Genomic DNA, 21,469 nt, shown 5'->3' with positions numbered 1-21,469 from the left:
TTAATCTCCTATAAATAAAGAATATTTGCTATAATTTACAATAATTATAATTGTAAATAATATACTCAACGCCTTATGGTATCTCAACAACAATTAAACAAATTGTCGTCAATGACTTTCTTAGATCAACTAAAAATAAGAAAGCTTATTAATAAAAAACAAAATATTGCTGAAATCGAATCAGCAATAAATTTAGCTATTGAACATTATAATATTCGATTACAATCTTTACCTAATCATATTGATTTTCCTAGTAATTTACCTGTAGTTGAAAAAAAACAGGCTATTTATGAAGCAATTAAACATCATCAAGTAGTCATCATTGCTGGCGAAACAGGCTCAGGTAAGACCACACAAATTCCCAAAATATGTCTAGAATTAGGGCTAGGTGTTAAAGGCTATATTGGTCATACTCAACCTAGAAGATTAGCCGCTCGTTCGGTAGCTAACCGTATTGCTGAAGAATTAAAGACGGAAATAGGGCAATTAGTCGGCTACAAAGTTAGATTTTCAGATCATGTAAGTGATAGTACATTGGTTAAATTGATGACTGATGGAATTTTATTAGCAGAAATTCAACAAGATAAGCTATTACTGCAATATGATACTATCATTATTGATGAGGCCCATGAACGTAGTTTAAATATAGATTTCATTTTAGGATATTTAAAACAACTATTACCTAAGCGTCCTGATTTAAAAGTTATTATTACTTCGGCAACAATAGATGTTGAACGTTTCTCTAATCATTTCAATCATGCTCCGATAATTGAAGTATCTGGCAGAACCTATCCGGTTGAAGTTAGGTATCGGCCAGTGATTTTTAGTGAGGATTCTGAAAGTGATAAAAACAGTGATTTTCAACCGATCATTAATGCTATTGATGAGCTTTCATTGGAAAGTGCTGGTGATATACTCATTTTTCTAACGGGAGAACGTGAAATACGAGATCTTGCCGATACATTAAGAAAATTAGAATTGAAACATACTGAAATTCTACCTTTATACGCAAGACTATCGGCATCAGAACAAAATCGCATTTTCCAACAGCATAATGGACGACGGATTGTATTAGCAACTAATGTTGCTGAAACGTCGTTAACTGTTCCAGGCATTAAATATGTTATTGACCCTGGTTTAGCCAGAATTAGTCGTTATAGCTATCGTACTAAAGTACAACGATTACCAATTGAACCAATTTCTCAAGCATCGGCAAATCAAAGAAAAGGGCGTTGTGGTAGAACATCGGACGGTATTTGTATTCGGCTTTATGATGAACAAGATTTTTTATCAAGACCTGAATTTACAGAACCAGAAATATTACGAACAAATTTAGCTTCAGTTATATTACAAATGACATCATTAGGATTAGGTGATATTGCTGCTTTTCCGTTTGTGGAATCACCTGATTCTAGGTATATTCGTGATGGTATACGACTATTAGAAGAACTTGGAGCTATTTATACTAAACATCATCATTATCACTTAACTGATATAGGTCGAATTTTATCTCAGTTGCCTATAGATCCTCGATTAGCGAGAATGTTAGTTGAAGCAAGGCAATTAGGTTGTATAAAAGAAGTGATGATTATTACAGCAGCATTATCAATACAAGATCCTAGAGAACGTCCATTTGATAAACAGCAAGCTTCTGATGAAAAACATCGACGATTTGCCGATAAAGAATCAGACTTTATCTCTTTTATTAATTTATGGAATTATATTGCCAGTCAACAAGCAGAATTATCGGGTAATCAATTTAGACGCTTATGTCAAAAAGAATACCTCAATTATCTGCGTATTCGTGAATGGCAAGATGTTTATACGCAAATTAGGCAAACAGTTAAACAACTAGCATTTCCGATCAATAGCCAATTACCGGATTATCGTTCATTACACATTGCACTATTAAGTGGTTTATTATCGCATGTTGGGATGAAAGAAATCGAAAAACATGAATATATTGGTGCCCGTAATATCAAATTTGCTATTTTCCCTAATTCAGCGATTTTTAAAAATCAACCAAAATGGTGTATAGCTAGTGAATTAGTTGAAACCAGCCGATTGTGGGGCAGAACTGCAGCCAAAATTGAAGCTGAATGGATCGAACCAATAGCTAAACATTTAGTTAAATACAGTTACAGTGAACCGAGATGGTCTAAAAAACAAGGCACAACCATTGCAAACGAAAAAGTCACTTTATACGGATTACCAATTGTTGCTAGTCGTACGGTTAATTACAGTAAAATTGATCCAATATTAAGTCGCTCTTTATTTATACGCCATGCGTTAGTGGAAGGTGATTGGCAAACTAACCACAGTTTTTATAAGCAAAATCAAAAATTAATCAATGAAGTTGAAGAGCTTGAGCATAAGTCTCGACGTCAAGATATTCTGATTGATGATGATGACCTATATAATTTTTATGATGAACGAATAGATAAATCAGTGATTTCTGCAAAGCATTTTGATACATGGTGGAAAACTAAACAAAAAATTGATCCAGAATTTCTCAATGTTGAAAAAAATATGTTGATCAAAAAGTCTGCACAACCGGTAAAAGTGAATGATTATCCAGATTTTTGGTATCAAGACAACTTAAAGCTACCTTTGAGTTATCAGTTTGATCTTGGTAATGCTCGTGACGGTGTCACAATTACTATTCCACTCAACATCCTTAATCAGATAAAAAATAGTGGTTTTGATTGGCAAGTTCCTGGTTTTCGCTATGATTTAATCATTTCATTAATCAAATCATTACCTAAATCATTACGTAAAAGTTTGGTACCTGCACCAAATTATGCTGAAGCTTTTTTGAATAGAGCCAATTCAACAGCATCGCCGTTACTTGAAACGTTACAAAATGAATTTAGAAAAATGACAGGTACTAGGATTGAGCCTTCAGATTGGCAACTTGATCAAGTACCTAGTTACTTAAAGATGAATTTCAGTATTGTTGATCATAATCGTGAAATAGCTTTCGGTAAAGATTTAGTTAAGATTCAAGAACAACTTAAAACAGAAGTTCAACAAGCGTTATCATCTTTAACCCAGAAAAAATCGGTTAAAATAGAAAAGAACAACATTATTGATTGGGATTTTGGTTCTTTACCAACAATCTATGAAGAAAAACAAAACAATTACATAATTAAAGCTTATCCAGCGATTATTGATAATCAACATTCAGTTAGTATCAAACTTGTTGATTCGTTGGAAGAACAAAAGCGATTAAGTAAATTAGGTATTCGTCGATTATTAATCCTCAATATTCCATCACCAATAAAATATTTACATGAAAAACTGCCAAACAAATCTAAGTTAGGTTTATATTTTAATTCGTTTGGCACTGTACTTAATCTTATTGATGATTGCATTGCTTGTGGAGTTGATCATTTAATAGAAAAGAACAACCAACTTATTGATAATCAACAACAATATCAACTACTTCTAACTTATACGAAAAGTCATATCAATGAAACTGTTGTTGATATTGCTAAACAAGTAGAATCAATATTAACGTTACACTTTAATATTAATAAAAAATTAAAAGGTCGAGTAGATCTATCCCTTGCTTTTGCTTTATCTGATATAAAACAGCAAGTCAGCGAATTAGTCTATAAAGGGTTTGTTGCACAAACCGGTTATGACAAGCTTCCTGATATTTATCGCTATTTATCTGCGATTGAAAAACGTTTAGAAAAAGCTTGGTTCGAATATGGCTAAAGATAGACAAGCAATGAATATAATAGAAGAAGTTAAGAATGAATATCAAACTTGGCTAAATAGTTTGCCAGAAAATCAAAAATCATTAAGTAAAGTGACTAACATTAAATGGATGATTGAAGAACTAAGAGTTAATCTTTTTGCCCAACAATTAGGAACGCCATACCCAATTTCTGCAAAACGCATAAGACAACAAATAGAGACTGTATCGACAGAGTTATAATTTTAGAATCTATAATCTGATAAGTTATGATAATAAAAAGAAGGGCGCTTAGGCGCCCATTTTTTATTATCGATAAAGATCAATAAACACCGTAATATTTGGACCTTTAGTATCATGTGCTACACGAGCAATATGGTAATATTTTGCGCCAGCCTCAATCGCACGTTTACCTGCTTGATAAGAAATTTCTTGATCAGTGACATAATAGCCTCTAAATTTCAATGTATCAAATGCAACCATTTTAGCTGCTGTAGCATCATTAAGTTCTTGAATTTTTCTTCCATCCGGTAATGTTACAGTGTAACGAGTTACTCTTTGAGGTTCTGTAACAACAGAAGTCGTTGTTTCAGTACTTGATGATGTTGCAACTTTAGCTGTAGTAGCAGTTGTTGTAGTGGTAGTCGTTTTATCGATAACTTTATTATTAAACTTATCGGCATAATATTTTTCATTGAATGCTGAAGGAGAATAATAACCCGGTTTTTCAACCTGCATTGCAGCATCACCACCTTTAGCTAAAGCTAATTGCCCCGCTTCAGAATCATAAGGAATAGCATCTTCTGGTTGTAATTTACGTTCTGGTGCATCTTTTTTGAATATATAAGCTGCAATTTGTAAATTACTACCTATTTCTGAACGTGAATCAATATAAAATCCATAAGCCCCTTGAGCTGATGCTTCTTTAGCAATTGCTTGATTAATATCATAATCGGTTGGGAAATAACCACGAATACGGACAATATTAAATGGTTCTAAACGAACTGCTTTTGATTTTGGATACTCATAAACACCTTCAAACTTACGTAAACTTTCCGCTTTTTCAACAGCTTTAGGAGCGTCTGATTTATACAATTTAGCATAAACAATTCGTAAAGTATCATTAGAAGGACTAATATTGGTAGTAGTAATATAGAAAGAAGCCGCACCTTCATTATCAGCAGCTTTTGACATAGCCATAACGTAATCGCTATCAGTATAAAAAGCACCTCGAATAGTAATGCTTTTGTAAGATTGCATGCTATTAGCTTGTTCTTCAGTTAATTGTTGTGCAGCAAATGAAGAACAGGGAATAAGAGCAATAGTCGCAGCGATAAATGTTTTCTTTAAACTTGTCATATAAAAAACCTTACAGTAAATTTTAATTAATTTAGCACAGATAAATTTAGTTACATATTTCTATTAAAGCTTCTAACTTATTAATATATATGAATTTTCCTTTGGCTGTTAAAATATTTTGTTCTTGTAATTTTGTTAAATTTCGGCTGACTGTTTCAATCGTTAATCCTAAGTAATTGGCTATATCAGCACGACTCATTGCTAGTTTAATATTTAAAGAGGTATGTCCTCTTTGCTGATATCTAAGATAAAGAGAATAGATAAAAGTAGCAAGACGTTCTTCAGATTTTTTTTGCGAATAACATAGAATTAATTTTTGATAATTATAAATATCTGTGCTTAATAACTTAAATATCAAATCACGAACATCTTTGTTACTATCAATTAATGACATTAATTCATCATAGTAAAGTTCACAAAGCAGGGTATTACCTAATGTTTGAATATTACTATTATAGACTTTAGTCGAAATAGAGTCTAAACCAACGATATCTCCAGGTAAATAAAATCCATTAATTTGTTCAGTATTTTCTGGAGTAGTGACAAACGTCTTTAATGCGCCAGAATGAACAATATAAAACTTCTTAAATGGAGTTTTTGATTTAACAACGATTTCATCTTTTAAATATGATTTTTTCCGTTCTAAAACATCACTTAGTGAATTATTAAGTAACATTGGGATACACAATCCACCAATGCTACATAATTCACAAGGAACGGAATAACTATTGCTGCGCAATGTTTTATAAATAGTATGCATATAAACCTAAATAGAACCGTTAAAGATTTTGATTGTTAAGATTACCATATTTTATGATAAAACAAAAACTAACTATATAGTTTATATTTTATTATTCAATAAATAGAAAGGGAATAGAAAATTATTATTAAATAATTAAATTACCATTTTTTGGTAAATTATTTTGATTTTTAATTTACTAAAAATCAAAATAAGTCGAGTAGGATAGAAAGATTATAGAAGATATATTTCATCTTATATTATTTAACATAATATACATTATGCGCACCAATACAGTTTTATAAGAGGGGTGCTAAATCATGATGCAAATTTAAATAATAAAAGGTTTTCATTGTTATCATAAAATGATGTCGGTTCTTGATACCACGCTGAACGTTGTTTATTAAAATCAATATCAATAACTCTAAACATCGGAATTACATTATTTTTCTGTTGTTGCAGATTTTGTAATTGCAACTTACTTAAACCAATAGATAATAAATTTTGCTCATAACGCCAGAAAGTATTACGAGGCATCGAACTACGAACAAATTGATAACCATCATTTAATAATGAACGATAAAACTGATAAATTTTATTGGCTCGTGAATAAGACATTTTTCCCGTCTTTGTAATTGTAAAAAAGCTATCATTCAATAATCGTCTAATCTTGTTATCATCATAAATATTCATTTCTGCACCTCTAATTGCTAATAAAATGTCATTAAATGAACTTAGCCATAACTCTCTAATAACATTTTTTCCTTTTTTTCGTTATCTTTCTGATATTTAATGAATTTAAATAAATTTCTGGGTATATTATGTTTTTCTAAATATGTATGCTTTAAACGAGCCTCAAATTTCAATTGAAAGAGAAAAACAGTGTTATACATTATTTATGATGTAAACTTAATAGATTATTTTATCAATAAAACCTTTAGAATAAAGCTCAGCTTTTACTGAATCAATTAACCTTGAATAAACCAAATTACTGAATAAGTTATCAGTCTGTAATAATAAAAGTAATTCAGTCCTTTCTTCTTTAAGTTTATTCATGATGTTTATAACATCATCTGAAATTTTTCTGCTTCCACTTTCCCAATATTGCCATGCTCGCTTTGAGCATTTACCGATATATGTTGCGGCATCAGCAACATCAAGAAAAAATAAACGCCTAAGCGCTTTCAATTCGATATTAGTCATATAAACTGTTAGCTAATGAAAAGGGTCTATATCATAATTTTTGTCATAAAACTATTGAATAAAATCCATAATATTTATCACAATAAGAATTGATTCAAGTCAAATATTGCTTATTTTATAATGCTTTAATAAATATAAGCTTCTAAACAATTATTAATATAAGATCATTAGTTGAGTGCTACTATAATGATTTTTGTTATTAATAATAAATAAATTATTATTTTGGGAGTTATTAAAGGAGTAATATAACCGCCCTTTTCTTTTGAGATAATTTCATTATAAATCAGTTTGTTAAAGTTAGAATAATGTATATTATGTTAAATATAATACATTATTACGAACTCAATTCTTCTTTTAAAAAGAACTGAGTTATTCAGTAAATTTCGATTCTTTGACTATAATTATTTATTGGTCAATAAAATCAATTCACTTCCTGGTAATGGCATTTTTAAAATATGATTTTTGATTTTACCCCAAACTTGCATTTCACAGGCTTTACAATTAAATTTCAGTATTAATTCTTCATTATTATTTTGTACTAATTTCATTGGTGTTACTTTTGTTTTCACACCTTGAATACCTTTAGCTTGTTTAGGACATAAATTAAACGCAAATCTCAAACAATGTTTTGTAATCATTAATGGCGCATCATCTTTAACTTCATGTGCTTCAAAAGCACTTTCAATTAGTTTAACGCCATGCTGCGCATAAAATTCTCTAGCCTTATGATTATAAATATTTGCTAAGAAGCTTAAATGCTCTTTTGGATAAATTGGCGCAGGTTCCGTTTGTGGTTTACGTAACTTTCTTTGGTAATGAGTTAGCCGTTCCAATGTTAATTTATCAATAATATCTCGTCGTAATTGATTTAATTGGCTACTTGGAATAAAAAATATCTCGGTCAAATTAACCTCTAAATCAGTAAGGTAATATATCGTTTGACCAAGTTTTGATAAGCTATCTTTTATATTTTTGAGAGCTTTATCAGATTGTTCAGCTAATTCAAACTCACCTTTTAAAGCAATTTTTACACTACAGCCCTCTTCACTCGTTGCTATCAATTGAACAACATTTGATTGATTTATCAATTCAAATGCTACACCAATTCGACGATTACTCGATTCTTTTAATAAAACTTGTTGCCAATTATGATCTAGGTTACGGTTAATTTGATAAGGTAATTTTAAGGAATGAAATACCTTAGGTAATTCATTAGGAAACACTCGATAATGATTATTAGCAATTTTTTCAACTTTATCAGCCCTGAATCCTACGATTTCACGCTTTACCATAACGTTTAATCCATCACCATTAGTTAAAACTTTTTCAGATTCAATATCAATTGCTTGGTTAGTAACTTTCGTCATCTCACCGATAGGTAAGCCAATAAATTTAGGTGAATCAAAAGCGCCAATATTGGATTGTCTACCCCGAACAAAATAATCAGTAGCACCTCGATGAAATGTTTTATTTGGGTCTGGAGTGAATGAGTGCTGAGTTCTACCACTTGATGCACTTACAAAATCATCCGATTTTTCTAAAATTTCATCTAGTTTTTTACGGTAAAAAGCAGTTATATTTTTTACATAACTTAAATCTTTATAACGTCCTTCTATTTTAAATGACCTAACTCCAGCTTGTATCAATTCGATTAAGTTTTCGGATTGATTATTATCTTTCATTGATAAAAGATGTTTTTCATAAGCAACAACACGACCTTGATCATCCTTTAATGTAAATGGTAAACGGCATGCTTGCGAACAATCACCTCGATTTGCACTTCTGCCCGTTTGAGCATGAGAAATATAACATTGACCTGAAAATGCAACACATAAAGCCCCATGAATAAAAAATTCTATATTGGCATCTATTTGTTGATGAATATTCGCTATTTCAGTTAAGTTTAATTCTCGAGCTAAAACTATTTGTGAAAAACCAACATCAGAAAGAAATTTAGCTTTTTCTGGGGTTCTAATATCCATTTGCGTGCTAGCATGTAAATCTATCGGCGGAATATCCATGGCTAATATGCCCATATCTTGAACAATTAAGGCATCAACTCCCGCATCATATAATTGCCAGATCAATTGCTGAGCCATCTCAAGTTCATTATCGTGCAAAATAGTATTTAATGTGACAAAAACTTTGGCATAAAAACGATGCGCAAACTCAACTAATTCGGCTATATCACTGACTGAATTACCGGCATTATGACGGGCACCGAAATGCGGGCCTCCAATATAAACTGCATCAGCCCCATGTAAGATTGCTTGTTTGGCAATGTCTATGTTTTTCGCTGGACTAAGTAATTCAAGTTTATTATTGTTGGTTTGCAGGTACATATTAAATCTCTGGGAATATTATCGATTGATAAAATAAATGGCAAATATTATTACTATTTGCCATTAAAATTTCATTTGTTTATTAAGCCAATATTTAAAGTTTAATTAACCAATAATTGATTGGTTTTTTAAAGCTTCAATTCGTTTTTCTAAAGGTGGATGTGATAAGAATAGTTGCGAAAGTCTGGCTTTCTTCTCACCATTAATGCAAAAAGCTAAAATTGACGCTTCTTCATTTGGTTCATGGCTTACTTTTAGTTTTTCTAATGCGGCAATCATTTTTGCAGAACCTACCAATTTTGCAGAACCTGCATCGGCATGAAATTCGCGGTAACGCGAGAACCACATCGCAACCATACTAGCTAAGATTCCAAAGATAGTTTCGAATATCATTGCTATTACATAATAGGCTATATCTGCTAATGCTTCACTACGATCTTCAATCACTTTAGCAAACATTGACGCTATAATCCGTGAAATAAAGATAACAAAGGTATTTAATACACCTTGTAGTAGTGCCATGGTCACCATATCACCATTTGCTACGTGACTCATTTCATGACCAATTACCGCTTCTGCTTCATCTTGAGTCATTGCTGATAATAATCCAGTACTTACCGCAACTAAAGAACGGTTTTTGGTCGCCCCTGTTGCAAAAGCATTAATATCATCTGCTTCATAAATAGCTACCGCCGGCATCTTTAATTTAAGTTGATCTGATTGGCGACGCACTACATCAAGTAACCACTGTTCTTGATCATTACGAGGCTCTTTGATCACTTCACCACCAACAGAACGTAATGCCGTTCGTTTAGATAAAAGAAGAGAAATAAATGAACCACCAAAACCAAAAATAGCGGCAAAAATAAGTAATCCTAAGGTGCTATGGGCGTTAACCCCTAAAATACTCAGAATTATACCAAATACAAACATAACCGCTAAGTTAGTTAGAAGAAATAATCCAACTCGCATCATATACAAATTCCTTATTACTATACTTAATATAAATAATTTTATTTAAAAAACTAAATAAAATTTGATATATGATCGCAAATAAGCTGTTTTCCTACAACTTATTTACGTTCAAAATTAGAAAAAGAAAATTCAATTGATTAATAAATCAACAGAAATAGACTTAATGAGTTTATATATTGAAGGAAAATATTTTGGAGGAGACCCTATCAGCCACATCCCACACACATATTTTTTACTTTGGCTGCTTCCTTCCGGACCTGACCTGATGAGCAAAAAAATGTTGCAAGAGGACCCATAGAGCCTCCATTGAGGAGGTGTATTATGCTTGATTCAGCAATTAATTACAATAATTTTTTACAAAAAAGTAAACAACCTTTTTGCGTGTAATAACAACAAAAAGGCTATTACTTACAAAAGCAAATTCAAAAAATTTAATTATAAAGTTAAATTTTTCTCAATTCGTTCTCTAAATTTAATACCTGGTCTAAATGTGACAACTCGTCGAGCTGAGATATCAACACTCTCACCTGTTTTAGGATTACGACCTGGACGTGAATTTTTATCACGAACAGCAAAATTGCCGAATCCAGAAAGTTTAACAGGTTCACCTTTTTCTAAAGCAACGCGAATCTCTTCAAAAAAGAGTTCAACAAGGACTTTAGCTTCTTGACGATCAATATCAAATTTATCGGCAAGACGATCTGCAATATCAGCTTTAGTTAATGTCATAATTATCATTCTCTTAATAAGGCATTGAAACGATTCTGTAAAGCAATAACACAATTGCTTACAATGTTTGTTATATCTTCTTCTTCCAGTGTACGTGATTTGTCTTGTAAAATCAAACTGATAGCAAGGCTTTTTTGATCTTTGTCAATTTTATCACCTTGATAAACATCAAACAAGTTAACTTTTACTAGTTGCTCACCACCAGCACGCTTACACTCAGAGATAATATCCGCTGCTGGAATTGTATTTGATACGACGACAGCTATATCACGTTTATTTGATGGATATTTAGATAGCTCTTGAGCAACAGGCACTTTTTTATCATTAATTTTAGCTAAATTTATTTCAAAAACAAGCGTTTTACTGTTTAAAGATAATTTTTTTTCAATTTCAGGGTGTAAAACACCAAAATTGCCGATAACTTCGCCATTAAAAAGAATTACTGCACTTTGTCCTGGATGTAATGCATCAAGTTCCGAACGTTGATATTCAATATCATCAGAACAACCTAAAAGAATAAATAACTGCTCTAAATCACCTTTTACATCATAAAAATCGACATTTTGTTTAGGTAATGTCCAATGCTCTTCATATAAATTTCCAGTAATAACGCCAGATAACATTAATTCTTGACGAACACCAAATTCACAGCTTTCATCAGGTATAAATCGTAATCCAGTTTCGAATAATCGCATACGAGATTGTTGGCGATTTTGGTTATATAAAACTGCTTCTAATAAACCAGACCATAATGATAAACGCATAACCGACATTTCACTCGAAATTGGGTTCGGTAATGTAATCTGTGGTTGTTGTGGATGTAATGTTTGCTGAATTTTAGGATCAACAAAACTATAAGTAACGGCCTCTTGATAACCTTTGTCCACTAGTAGATTTTTTACTCTAGATAAAGAAATTTTATTTTCCGGTTTTGGCTTCATCACAGATTCAATTTTCATATTCACATTAGGAATATTGTTATAACCATAAATCCGTGCAACCTCTTCAACAAGATCTTCTTCGAGTTGTAAATCAAATCGCCAGCTAGGTGATTTAACCTTCCAACTATCATCATTATAAATAACTTCACAACCTAATCTTACAAGAATATCGGTAATCTTTTGAGTTTCAATATGATAACCAATAATGCGATCAATTCTGTTTCGACGTAATTCAATTGTTGCTTGAACTGGAAGCTCATTCTCATTCACAACTTCAGTAATAGGTCCTACTTCACCGCCACAGATTTCAACAATCAATTGAGTTGCTCTTTCGATTGCAGCTGATTGTAAATAAGGATCAACACCTCTTTCATAACGATGAGAAGCTTCAGTATGTAAACCATATTCACGTGCTTTACCCGTTATCACTAATGGAGAAAAGAACGCTGATTCAAGGAAAATATCTTTCGTTGATGCAGTTACACCTGATTTTTCACCGCCCATAATACCTGCGATTGCTAATGCTTTTTGCTGATCAGCTATGACTAATGTTTTTTCATCAAGCTTAACCTCATTACCATTAAGTAAGACAAGCTTTTCATCTTTATTGGCATAACGCACAACAATGCCCTTCTCAATCTCAGCTAAGTCAAAAGCGTGCATTGGATGACCGAGTTCTAATAAAACGTAGTTAGTAACATCAACAATGGCATCAACAGAACGAATACCACCTCTACGTAACTTTTCTTTCATCCATAGCGGAGTTAAAGCATCAACTTTAACATTTTTGATAATACGACCTAAATAACGAGGGGCTGCTTTAGCTGCATTAACCTGAATAGGTAAAGTATCATTAATTGTATGAGTGATATTTTCAACTTTTAGTTCTTTCATTGGGATATTGTTTACAGCAGAAATATCTCTCGCGACACCAATGATACCAAAACAATCGGCACGATTTGGTGTAACGCTAATATCAATCATTACATCATCTAAATTTAAATATTGTCTTATATCTTGTCCTAAAGGGGCATCCTCTGGTAATTCAATAATTCCATTATGATCGTCAGAAATGCCTAACTCAGAATAAGAACACAACATCCCTTCCGATGGTTCACCACGAAGTTTTGCTGCTTTGATTTTAAAATCACCAGGTAATACAGCACCAATTGTGGCACAAGCTACAGTTAAACCTTGACGGCAATTAGGTGCACCACAAACAATATCCAATAATTCAGGTTTACCAATATCTACTTTGGTCACTCGTAATTTGTCAGCATTTGGATGTTGTTTACATTCAACAACTTTACCCACCACAACACCGGTAAAATCACCAGCAACTTTTTCAATATCATCTACTTCTAAACCAGCCATGGTTAACTGATCTGATAATTTATCGCTACTTATTTCTGGATTGATCCATTCACGTAGCCAACTTTCACTAAATTTCATGTTTTGATCTCCAGAACTAATTAAATTGCTTTAAAAAACGTAAATCATTTTCAAAGAAAGAACGTAAATCTGTGACACCGTAACGTAACATGGTTAATCTTTCGATTCCCATTCCAAATGCAAAACCACAATACTCTTCAGGATCAATACCTACGTTACGTAACACATTAGGATGAACCATGCCACAGCCTAACACTTCTAACCATTTACCATTTTTAGCTTTAATATCAACTTCTGCTGAAGGTTCAGTAAATGGAAAATATGCAGGTCTAAATCTTATTTCCATATTATCTTCAAAGAAACAGTGAAGAAAATCATGTAATAAACCTTTTAAATGCGTAAAACTAATATCTTTATCTACCAACAACCCTTCCATTTGATGGAACATCGGAGTATGGGTTTGATCATAATCGTTTCGGTAGGTTCTGCCTGGAGCAATAATTCGAATTGGTGGTTTTTGATTTTCCATAGTTCGAATTTGAACTGTTGAAGTTTGGGTACGTAATAACCGTTTTGCATCAAACCAGAATGTATCATGATCAGCACGAGCAGGATGATGTGCAGGAATATTTAAAGCATCGAAGTTATGATAATCATCTTCTATTTCGGGTCCTGTTTCAACAGCAAAACCTAATTGCCCAAAAAACTCAACCAAACGGTTAATAGTTTTAGTTACTGGATGCAATCCACCTAATTCAAGTGATTTACCAGGAAGAGTAATATCAATGGTTTCATTGGCTAATTTTGCATTAAGAGTCTGACGCTCTAAAAAGTTACGTTTTTGGTTTAATAACTCAACAACTTCTTGCTTTGCATCATTAATTTTCTGACCTACGGCTGGCCGTTGATCAGCTGGAACATCACGTAAAGACGCCATTTGCATGGTAAAATAGCCCTTTTTACCAAAATACTCCACTCGAATCTGTTCGATAGTATTAATATCATTAGCACTTTCAATAGCGGATTTGGCATTGCTTACCAGTTCAACTAATTGAGACATACAGTTCTCCTGCTTATTGTTTATTACATAAAAAAAGCCTCTCCTGAGGCTTTTATAATTATTTTTCGTTTCTCATTTGCCTCACAAACGAATAAGCTTACCGAAGCTAAAAAAGAAACGAAAAACAACTAAATTCATAATCGATCAACTCTTAAATATTGTTAAAACAATAAAAGCCGAGATAACTCGGCTCTTATAAAGCTATTAAAGTGCAGCTTTTGCTTTTTCAACTAATGCAGCGAATGCATTTTTATCGAATACTGCGATATCTGCAAGGATCTTACGATCGATTTCAATTGAAGCTTTCTTTAAACCATTGATAAAACGGCTGTAAGATAAACCACATTGACGAGCAGCAGCATTGATACGAACAATCCATAATTGACGGAATTGACGTTTACGTTGACGACGGTCACGATACGCATATTGTCCAGCTTTAATTACTGCTTGGAAAGCAACACGATATACGCGTGAACGAGCACCATAATACCCTTTTGCTTGTTTTAAAATTTTCTTGTGACGTGCACGAGCAATAACACCACGTTTAACACGAGCCATAAACTATATCCTCTAAATAATTAATCAATAAATTAAGCGTATGGAACACACGCCACTACTAAACCTAAATCGCCTTTTGACACAGTTGTCAAACCACGTAAATGACGTTTACGTTTAGTTGATTTTTTAGTTAGGATATGGCTCTTGTTAGCTTGCTTATGCTTAAAGCCACCAGATGCTGTTTTTTTAAAGCGCTTTGCTGCGCCTTTTACAGTTTTAATTTTAGGCATTTTATAAATTTCCACTTCGCATTGTTAATAAAAATAAAATAATGGTGTAATTTTTAATAAACTAAAAATTAGCTTGTTGAACCACTATTTCTTCTTCGGCGCTAACACCATAATCATTTGACGACCTTCAATCTTAGTTGGATAAGATTCAATGATAGCCAAATCAGCTAAGTCTTCTTTAATGCGATCAAGCATTTCAGTACCTAACTGTTGGTGAGCCATTTCACGTCCACGAAAACGTAACGTAACTTTAGCTTTATCGCCATCTTCAAGAAAGCGTATCAGGCTGCGGAGTTTTACCTGATAGTCGCCTTCGTCTGTACCAGGTCGGAATTTAATTTCCTTAACCTGAACAACCTTTTGCTTCTTCTTCTGTTCTTTTGTTGCTTTACTCTTTTCATAGAGGAACTTGCCATAATCCATAATTCGACAAACAGGTGGCTCTGCATTAGGACTTATTTCAACTAAATCTAATGTTGCTTCCTCAGCTTGTTTTAAAGCTTCGTCTAAGCTAACAATGCCGAGCTGTTCACCATCGACGCCGGTTAACCTCACCTCACGAGCAGTAATCTCATCATTGATTTTGTGCGCGCGTGTTGACTGAATTCGTTTACTGACTTTAATATCTCATTCCTCCAAATTAATTTATCATTAATTCATTTGTTCTAATGAACGACTATGAATTTCATTTAGCAATAATTCTATAACATGTTTCACTTCAAAGCTACCAAGATCTTTACCTTGGCGAGTTCGAACTGAAATTGTTCCTGATTCCATCTCTTTGTCTCCACAGACAAACATATAAGGAACGCGTTTTAGAGTATGCTCACGGATTTTAAACCCTATTTTCTCATTTCTCAAGTCCGCTTTTGCTCTAATGCCAACTTTTTGTAGTTGCTCGGTTAATTGTTTGGCATAATCGGCTTGATTATCAGTAATATTGATAACTGCTACTTGTAACGGCGCTAACCAAGTTGGGAAGAATCCAGCACAATCTTCGGTCAATATACCCATGAAGCGTTCCATTGAACCAAGTATAGCTCGGTGAATCATAACAGGAACATGGCGTTCATTATCTTCACCAACATAAGTTGCATCTAATCGTTCTGGTAACATAAAGTCAAGTTGAACTGTACCGCATTGCCATGCTCGACCTAAGCAATCATGTAAAGTAAATTCAATTTTTGGACCATAGAATGCCCCTTCACCAGGTAAATATTCAAATTCAATGCCATTTTCTTGCAAACATTCAGCTAAATCTTTTTCTGCTAAATCCCAAGTTTCATCTTTACCAATACGTTTTTCTGGACGAGTCGATAATTTAACCGTGATATCTTTAAAGCCAAACGTACTATAAGTATCATAGACCATTTTGATACAGCTATTTACTTCACTTCGAATTTGCCCTTCGGTACAAAAGATATGCGCATCATCTTGAGTAAAACCACGCACACGCATTAATCCGTGCAAAGAACCTGAAGGTTCATTTCGATGACAACTACCAAATTCCGCCATACGTAATGGAAGATCACGATAAGATTTAAGACCTTGATTAAAAATTTGCACATGGCCAGGACAGTTCATTGGCTTAATACAATATTCTCGGTTTTCTGATGAAGTAACAAACATTAATTCTTTATAGTTACCCCAATGCCCTGTTTTTTCCCAAAGTACACGATCCATCATAAATGGACCTTTCACTTCTTGATAATCATATTCTTTCAGTTTGGTACGAACAAAAACTTCCAATTCACGGAAAATAATCCAACCATCATTATGCCAAAATACCATACCTGGTGCTTCTTCTTGCATATGATAAAGATCAAGTTGTTTACCAATTTTACGATGATCGCGTTTTGCCGCTTCTTCTAGAAATTGTAAATAACTGTCGAGTTGTTTTTTATCTGCCCATGCAGTTCCATAGATGCGTTGTAACATTTTGTTATCACTATTACCACGCCAATAAGCGCCAGCAACTTTTTGTAATTTAAAATGGTGACAAAAACGCATATTAGGAACATGAGGCCCACGACACATATCAATATATTCTTCATGATGATAAAGTGCTGGTGTAGAATCTTTAGGAATGTTTTCATCTAAAATAGCAATTTTATAAGGTTCGTGACGTTCCCAAAACACTTCTCTTGCACGTTCCCAACTCACTACTTCTTTTTTAACTTCATAATCTTTTTTAGCCAATTCATGCATTCGTTTTTCTAAAGCATCAAGATCTTCCTGAGTTAAAGAGTGATCTAAATCGACATCATAATAAAAGCCATTATCAATAGTAGGCCCGATAGCCATCTGAGTATTAGGCCATAATTGTTTGATGGCATGTCCTAATAAATGAGCACAAGAATGACGAATAATTTCAAGTCCATCTTCATCTTTGGCGGTAATAATAGCTAACGTTGCGTCATGCTCGATAACATCACACGCATCTTTACGTTCACCATTAACACGGCCTGCGATACAGGCTTTAGCAAGTCCTGCACCAATACTTTGTGCTACTTCTAATACAGTAACAGGTTTATCAAATTGACGTTGACTTCCATCAGGAAGAGTAATAATTGGCATAATAAATCCTTATAACAGTGGTGCGCCACACGAAAGCGCACATGCGTACATAAATAAATAGACGGAGTATACTATCACTTATCATAAGGATTTTAAATAGGCTTGAACTTGATTTAAAAATAGATTTATCTCTAGCGATTAAACTCATCCTGTTTTAGTAACCACTAAAAACAAACAGTACCCTATTTTTAATTATTAATAGCTTTTTTAGTGGTTATTTTTGATTAGGAATTAATAAAACAATGGTGTAATCAAATATGACAAGAATAGTTATGACCTAGCTATTATTCATTAATTAAAAAGCTAGGCCTGAAAAGAGATTATAATTCGGCTATATATGCTTGCGGTAAAATAGGCATAGGTCCGCTTTGAGTACAAACATATGCTGCAATATGATTTGCTTTACTATTAATTTCCTGTAATTGTTTACCTTTTAAATATAACACGCTACTTATTGCCATAAATGAATCACCAGCACCAACAGTATCAATTGGGGTGATTTTTTCAGCAGGACAATGATTCTGTTCATTTTGGGTAATAAGATGACTACCTTCACTACCACAGGTATAAATTAATAATTCAAGTTGATAATGTTGATTTAGATAATTGAAAAGCGCTTGTGGATCTGCCTTTATCTTTAATAAATCAGCAACAATTGGTAATTCTTCATCATTTAACTTCAAAATATTGGCATGTTCAATACAAAGAAGTAAAGTTGCGTGGTTATAATGATTTTGACGTAAATTAATATCAACAATAATTTTGCTTTTTTGAGACCTGTGGTTAATAATCTTTTGCAATAATTCATGATTATGTATATTACGTTGAATTAAACTGCCGAAATAGATTGCATCTAAATCATCTTGCTGGATAAGTTCTAATAGTTGATTTGTTAATTGAATATCATCCCAAGCTACAGGATTAACAATATCATAAGTGGGTTTACCAGCTGAATCTAATTTAACTAATACCGTTCCAGTTGGATAATTTGCAGATATTTGAATTTGTTGTGGGATTTGCAGTTTTTCAATCTGTTCACGTAATTCTCTACCATTGTCGTCATCGCCAATTGCAGAAACTAATATTGCATTTGCTCCAGCTGATTTAGCATGATAACAAAAGTTGGCGGCAGCTCCGCCAATCTTTTTCCCATTAGGTAAACAATCCCATAAAAATTCACCTATTGCAACAATCTTTATGTCATTCATCTTCGATTAACCCTTGTTTGACATCAATATTTTTTTCCATACTATCGGCTTGCTTCTGCCAATCATCAAATTGACCATATGCAGTATAAATCGTTGAACCGGTAGGTAATTCTGGATACTCATTTTCACCATTAGTACCCCAATTAACCCAACCTGAATCTTTACGTTGAACAATTTGATAACGTCCGACAATATTACTCGTATACCAAACCATAGCATAACCTGATTCGGGATTTATTTCAGCCGTTTTATTTGCAGCAAGTGGAAAAATCGTTTGTTCTGGGACACTATTAACATCCACATCTTTAGCAAATAATACTTCTTTGTTTCGAGAGCTATTATGCACAACATGATGAGCTTTACGCAGAATGGTTTTGACATGTGATTTTATTTCTTCATCACTTAAAATGCCTTCTTTAACACAAAATAGTCTCCAGAAAAAATCCCAAGAAACTGCATTAATATTATCACCAATAGACTCTCGATAAAGTCTTGCATTCAGAGGAAGTTGATCTAGTGGTTGCGATAAAATTCGATTAACTTCATCAGCTAGAATATTGGCATAAAGATCGCCTTGTCGATAATAAGTACCACCATAACTAGCAAAACGTGAAAATACCACATTATTTTGACCACTTTCATACTCATCACCAACGGTGATCTTATTTATGACCGGCATACCATCAACAGAAGTTTCAAAATCATCAACATAATAAGTACGTCTAAACCATGGTGATTGATAGAAAAATTCCCACACAATTGAGAATGATTTATCATGCAAAGCTGGATCTAAGCCATTGGGAATTTTTCCATTGAAACGATATCGACAATAGATTGGCCCTTCGACCTCTGTTTGGCACTCTACGATGGTATGCTCCGGTGGATTAATTAAACCATTAGCAGGAGTAAAAAAGGGGCCATAAAAACCACCTATAGCATTAGAGGAATCCTTAATCAAATTCCGACCTTCAGCTTTAGCAGAAAAGTAACGAATACCCCATTTCCCATATGATGTTCCGTCAGCAGTACCACGACATAATTCTAAAATATAATGCCCTGTATCAAGTCGTTTTACACCATCATTTAAAGTTGGCGCTAGTTGTTTTATGCCACTTACATTGCTTGTTGACGTTTTTTCATCAAGAAACAAAGTATAATTTTCAACTAACTGCTCTAAATTGGTTACTATAAAGGCGATTGAGCAAGCAGAGATTAATGTATTAGTATCATCATAAACGATATCAAACAATTGATGTGGTATAACTTTTCCTTGCTCATTAACTAGTTTTAATTTAGACGGATCTATTGGCTGTTCTTTGAAAAAAAGACGCGCGATTACCGGTTCATTATATCGAGTAATACCATCTGGGTTATTTAACATCAAAGTACATTTTTTCATTCTATTATCCTATTAATTAAATTGGTTATTATTCATATATTAAAAAGCAAATTAGCCTAAATTAGTTTGCTTTCTTGCGTTTTAGCATATCGACATAGACGGCTAAAAAGATGATTACGCCTTTTGCAACTAATTGCCAAAATGAATTAACACCTAATAAATTCAAACCATTATTAATAATGCCGATAACAATCACGCCTAAAATAGTGCCACTAATGCGACCTATTCCACCTGACATCGAAATACCTCCTAGCACACAAGCAGCTATGGCATCCATTTCATAACCTTGTGCAACTGATGGTTGTCCTGAATACATTCTTGCTGCAAGCACTATTCCTGCGAAAGCAGCTAAAAAACCAGCAATGGTATATACAATAATTTCAACACGTTTAATGGCTATACCTGATAACCTTGCAGCCTCACGGTTACCTCCGAGAGCATAAATATAGGTACCTAAACGAGTTCGATTAACAACTACCAACATAACAACAATAAATACCACCATATAGATAACTGGATATGGAATCATGCCTAAGTAACCAGTACCTATGCTGGTAAAACTCTCATCAAAAATACGAATTGATTGGCCGCCACTATAAATATAACCTACGCCACGGGCGATCATCATCATAGCTAATGTAACGATGAATGGTGGGATACCGGTATAAGCAATAGCAACACCATTTGCCGCACCGCATAAAGTACCGATAAACAAACCTAACAGAATAGCTGGAACAATGCCCATTTCACCAATTGAAATAAATCCAACTGTGAGTGTCCCCGCCATAGCGACAATCGATCCAACAGATAAATCAATTCCTCCCAATATGATAATTAATGTCATACCTAAGGCTAAACACATATTAGTGGATACTTGTCTTAACACTGAGAGCATATTTTCTTGGGAAAGAAATACCGGACTGGCAAAACTTAAAATGATACTAATTAATAGAAGCGCAATTAAAATCCCTATATTATTAGTAATAAAATTTTTGAAACTTCTAATAATGATATTATTGGTTATTGTAGTGTGATGATAGCTCATATCATCTGA

General features: G+C 33.3%; 16 protein-coding genes, 1 other RNA gene and 1 pseudogene. 1 reads left to right on the top strand and 17 read right to left on the bottom strand.

Features of this window, described 5'->3' with window-relative positions:
- Positions 1 to 75 precede the first annotated feature (75 nt).
- Positions 76 to 3,946, top strand: a pseudogene (hrpA, locus tag RAM17_RS07265) (ATP-dependent RNA helicase HrpA).
- 66 nt (positions 3,947 to 4,012) lie between these two features.
- On the opposite strand, the gene RAM17_RS07255 reads toward hrpA, so the two are convergent.
- The 17 genes from RAM17_RS07255 to RAM17_RS07175 form a co-directional block, all read right to left on the bottom strand.
- The gene (locus RAM17_RS07255; RefSeq protein ID WP_110447855.1) at positions 4,013 to 5,062 is read right to left on the bottom strand and encodes a YdgH/BhsA/McbA-like domain containing protein; all 1,050 of its coding nucleotides are present in this window, start codon (positions 5,060 to 5,062) and stop codon (positions 4,013 to 4,015) included.
- Between the two features lie 46 nt (positions 5,063 to 5,108).
- A complete protein-coding gene (locus RAM17_RS07250; protein WP_110447856.1) occupies positions 5,109 to 5,822 on the bottom strand; it encodes a helix-turn-helix domain-containing protein in 714 nt (237 codons plus the stop codon).
- 297 nt (positions 5,823 to 6,119) lie between these two features.
- Positions 6,120 to 6,509 carry a phage/plasmid replication protein, II/X family gene (locus tag RAM17_RS07245; protein ID WP_372339525.1) on the bottom strand — a complete coding sequence of 130 codons (390 nt, stop codon included), beginning with the start codon at positions 6,507 to 6,509 and terminating at the stop codon, positions 6,120 to 6,122.
- A 201-nt stretch (positions 6,510 to 6,710) separates the two neighbouring features.
- Positions 6,711 to 7,004: an Aca2/YdiL-like domain-containing protein gene (locus tag RAM17_RS07240; RefSeq protein ID WP_110447859.1), complete on the bottom strand. Its 294-nt coding sequence runs from the start codon at positions 7,002 to 7,004 to the stop codon at positions 6,711 to 6,713.
- Positions 7,005 to 7,405: 401 nt separating this feature from the next.
- The gene (locus RAM17_RS07235) at positions 7,406 to 9,340 is read right to left on the bottom strand and encodes a peptidase U32 family protein (protein ID WP_110448059.1); all 1,935 of its coding nucleotides are present in this window, start codon (positions 9,338 to 9,340) and stop codon (positions 7,406 to 7,408) included.
- Positions 9,341 to 9,451: 111 nt separating this feature from the next.
- Entirely contained in the window at positions 9,452 to 10,321 is an 870-nt protein-coding gene (gene htpX / locus RAM17_RS07230; protein WP_110447860.1) for a protease HtpX, read from the bottom strand.
- Positions 10,322 to 10,522: 201 nt separating this feature from the next.
- Positions 10,523 to 10,618: signal recognition particle sRNA small type (gene ffs / locus RAM17_RS07225), an RNA gene on the bottom strand.
- A gap of 138 nt (positions 10,619 to 10,756) precedes the next feature.
- Positions 10,757 to 11,050 carry an integration host factor subunit alpha gene (locus tag RAM17_RS07220; protein ID WP_034882129.1) on the bottom strand — a complete coding sequence of 98 codons (294 nt, stop codon included), beginning with the start codon at positions 11,048 to 11,050 and terminating at the stop codon, positions 10,757 to 10,759.
- A gap of 5 nt (positions 11,051 to 11,055) precedes the next feature.
- On the bottom strand, positions 11,056 to 13,443 hold the full coding sequence (gene pheT, locus RAM17_RS07215) for a phenylalanine--tRNA ligase subunit beta (protein ID WP_110447861.1): 2,388 nt from the start codon (positions 13,441 to 13,443) through the stop codon (positions 11,056 to 11,058).
- Between the two features lie 16 nt (positions 13,444 to 13,459).
- Positions 13,460 to 14,443 (bottom strand): phenylalanine--tRNA ligase subunit alpha, encoded by a 984-nt coding sequence (gene pheS, locus RAM17_RS07210; RefSeq protein ID WP_110447862.1) that lies wholly within the window; start codon positions 14,441 to 14,443, stop codon positions 13,460 to 13,462.
- A 204-nt stretch (positions 14,444 to 14,647) separates the two neighbouring features.
- The gene (gene rplT, locus RAM17_RS07205; protein ID WP_024496189.1) at positions 14,648 to 15,001 is read right to left on the bottom strand and encodes a 50S ribosomal protein L20; all 354 of its coding nucleotides are present in this window, start codon (positions 14,999 to 15,001) and stop codon (positions 14,648 to 14,650) included.
- A 32-nt stretch (positions 15,002 to 15,033) separates the two neighbouring features.
- The gene (rpmI, locus tag RAM17_RS07200; RefSeq protein ID WP_065557738.1) at positions 15,034 to 15,231 is read right to left on the bottom strand and encodes a 50S ribosomal protein L35; all 198 of its coding nucleotides are present in this window, start codon (positions 15,229 to 15,231) and stop codon (positions 15,034 to 15,036) included.
- 84 nt (positions 15,232 to 15,315) lie between these two features.
- Entirely contained in the window at positions 15,316 to 15,855 is a 540-nt protein-coding gene (gene infC, locus RAM17_RS07195; protein WP_065612958.1) for a translation initiation factor IF-3, read from the bottom strand.
- Between the two features lie 27 nt (positions 15,856 to 15,882).
- Positions 15,883 to 17,808, bottom strand: coding sequence for a threonine--tRNA ligase (gene thrS, locus RAM17_RS07190; protein WP_110447863.1), 1,926 nt, complete (start codon positions 17,806 to 17,808; stop codon positions 15,883 to 15,885).
- Between the two features lie 320 nt (positions 17,809 to 18,128).
- The gene (locus RAM17_RS07185) at positions 18,129 to 19,016 is read right to left on the bottom strand and encodes a carbohydrate kinase family protein (protein ID WP_110447864.1); all 888 of its coding nucleotides are present in this window, start codon (positions 19,014 to 19,016) and stop codon (positions 18,129 to 18,131) included.
- Complete coding sequence (locus RAM17_RS07180) at positions 19,009 to 20,415, bottom strand: hypothetical protein (RefSeq protein ID WP_110447865.1); 1,407 nt, start codon at positions 20,413 to 20,415, stop codon at positions 19,009 to 19,011. Before RAM17_RS07180 ends, RAM17_RS07185 begins: the two co-directional genes overlap by 8 nt.
- Positions 20,416 to 20,476: 61 nt before the next feature.
- Entirely contained in the window at positions 20,477 to 21,460 is a 984-nt protein-coding gene (locus RAM17_RS07175) for an ABC transporter permease (protein ID WP_110448060.1), read from the bottom strand.
- Positions 21,461 to 21,469 lie beyond the last annotated feature (9 nt).

Origin of the sequence: Gilliamella apis (assembly GCF_030758615.1) — a bacterium.
Lineage (GTDB): Bacteria > Pseudomonadota > Gammaproteobacteria > Enterobacterales > Orbaceae > Gilliamella > Gilliamella apis_A.
Note: the sequence above shows the minus strand (reverse complement) of the source record. Positions and strands in the feature narration are given on the sequence as shown.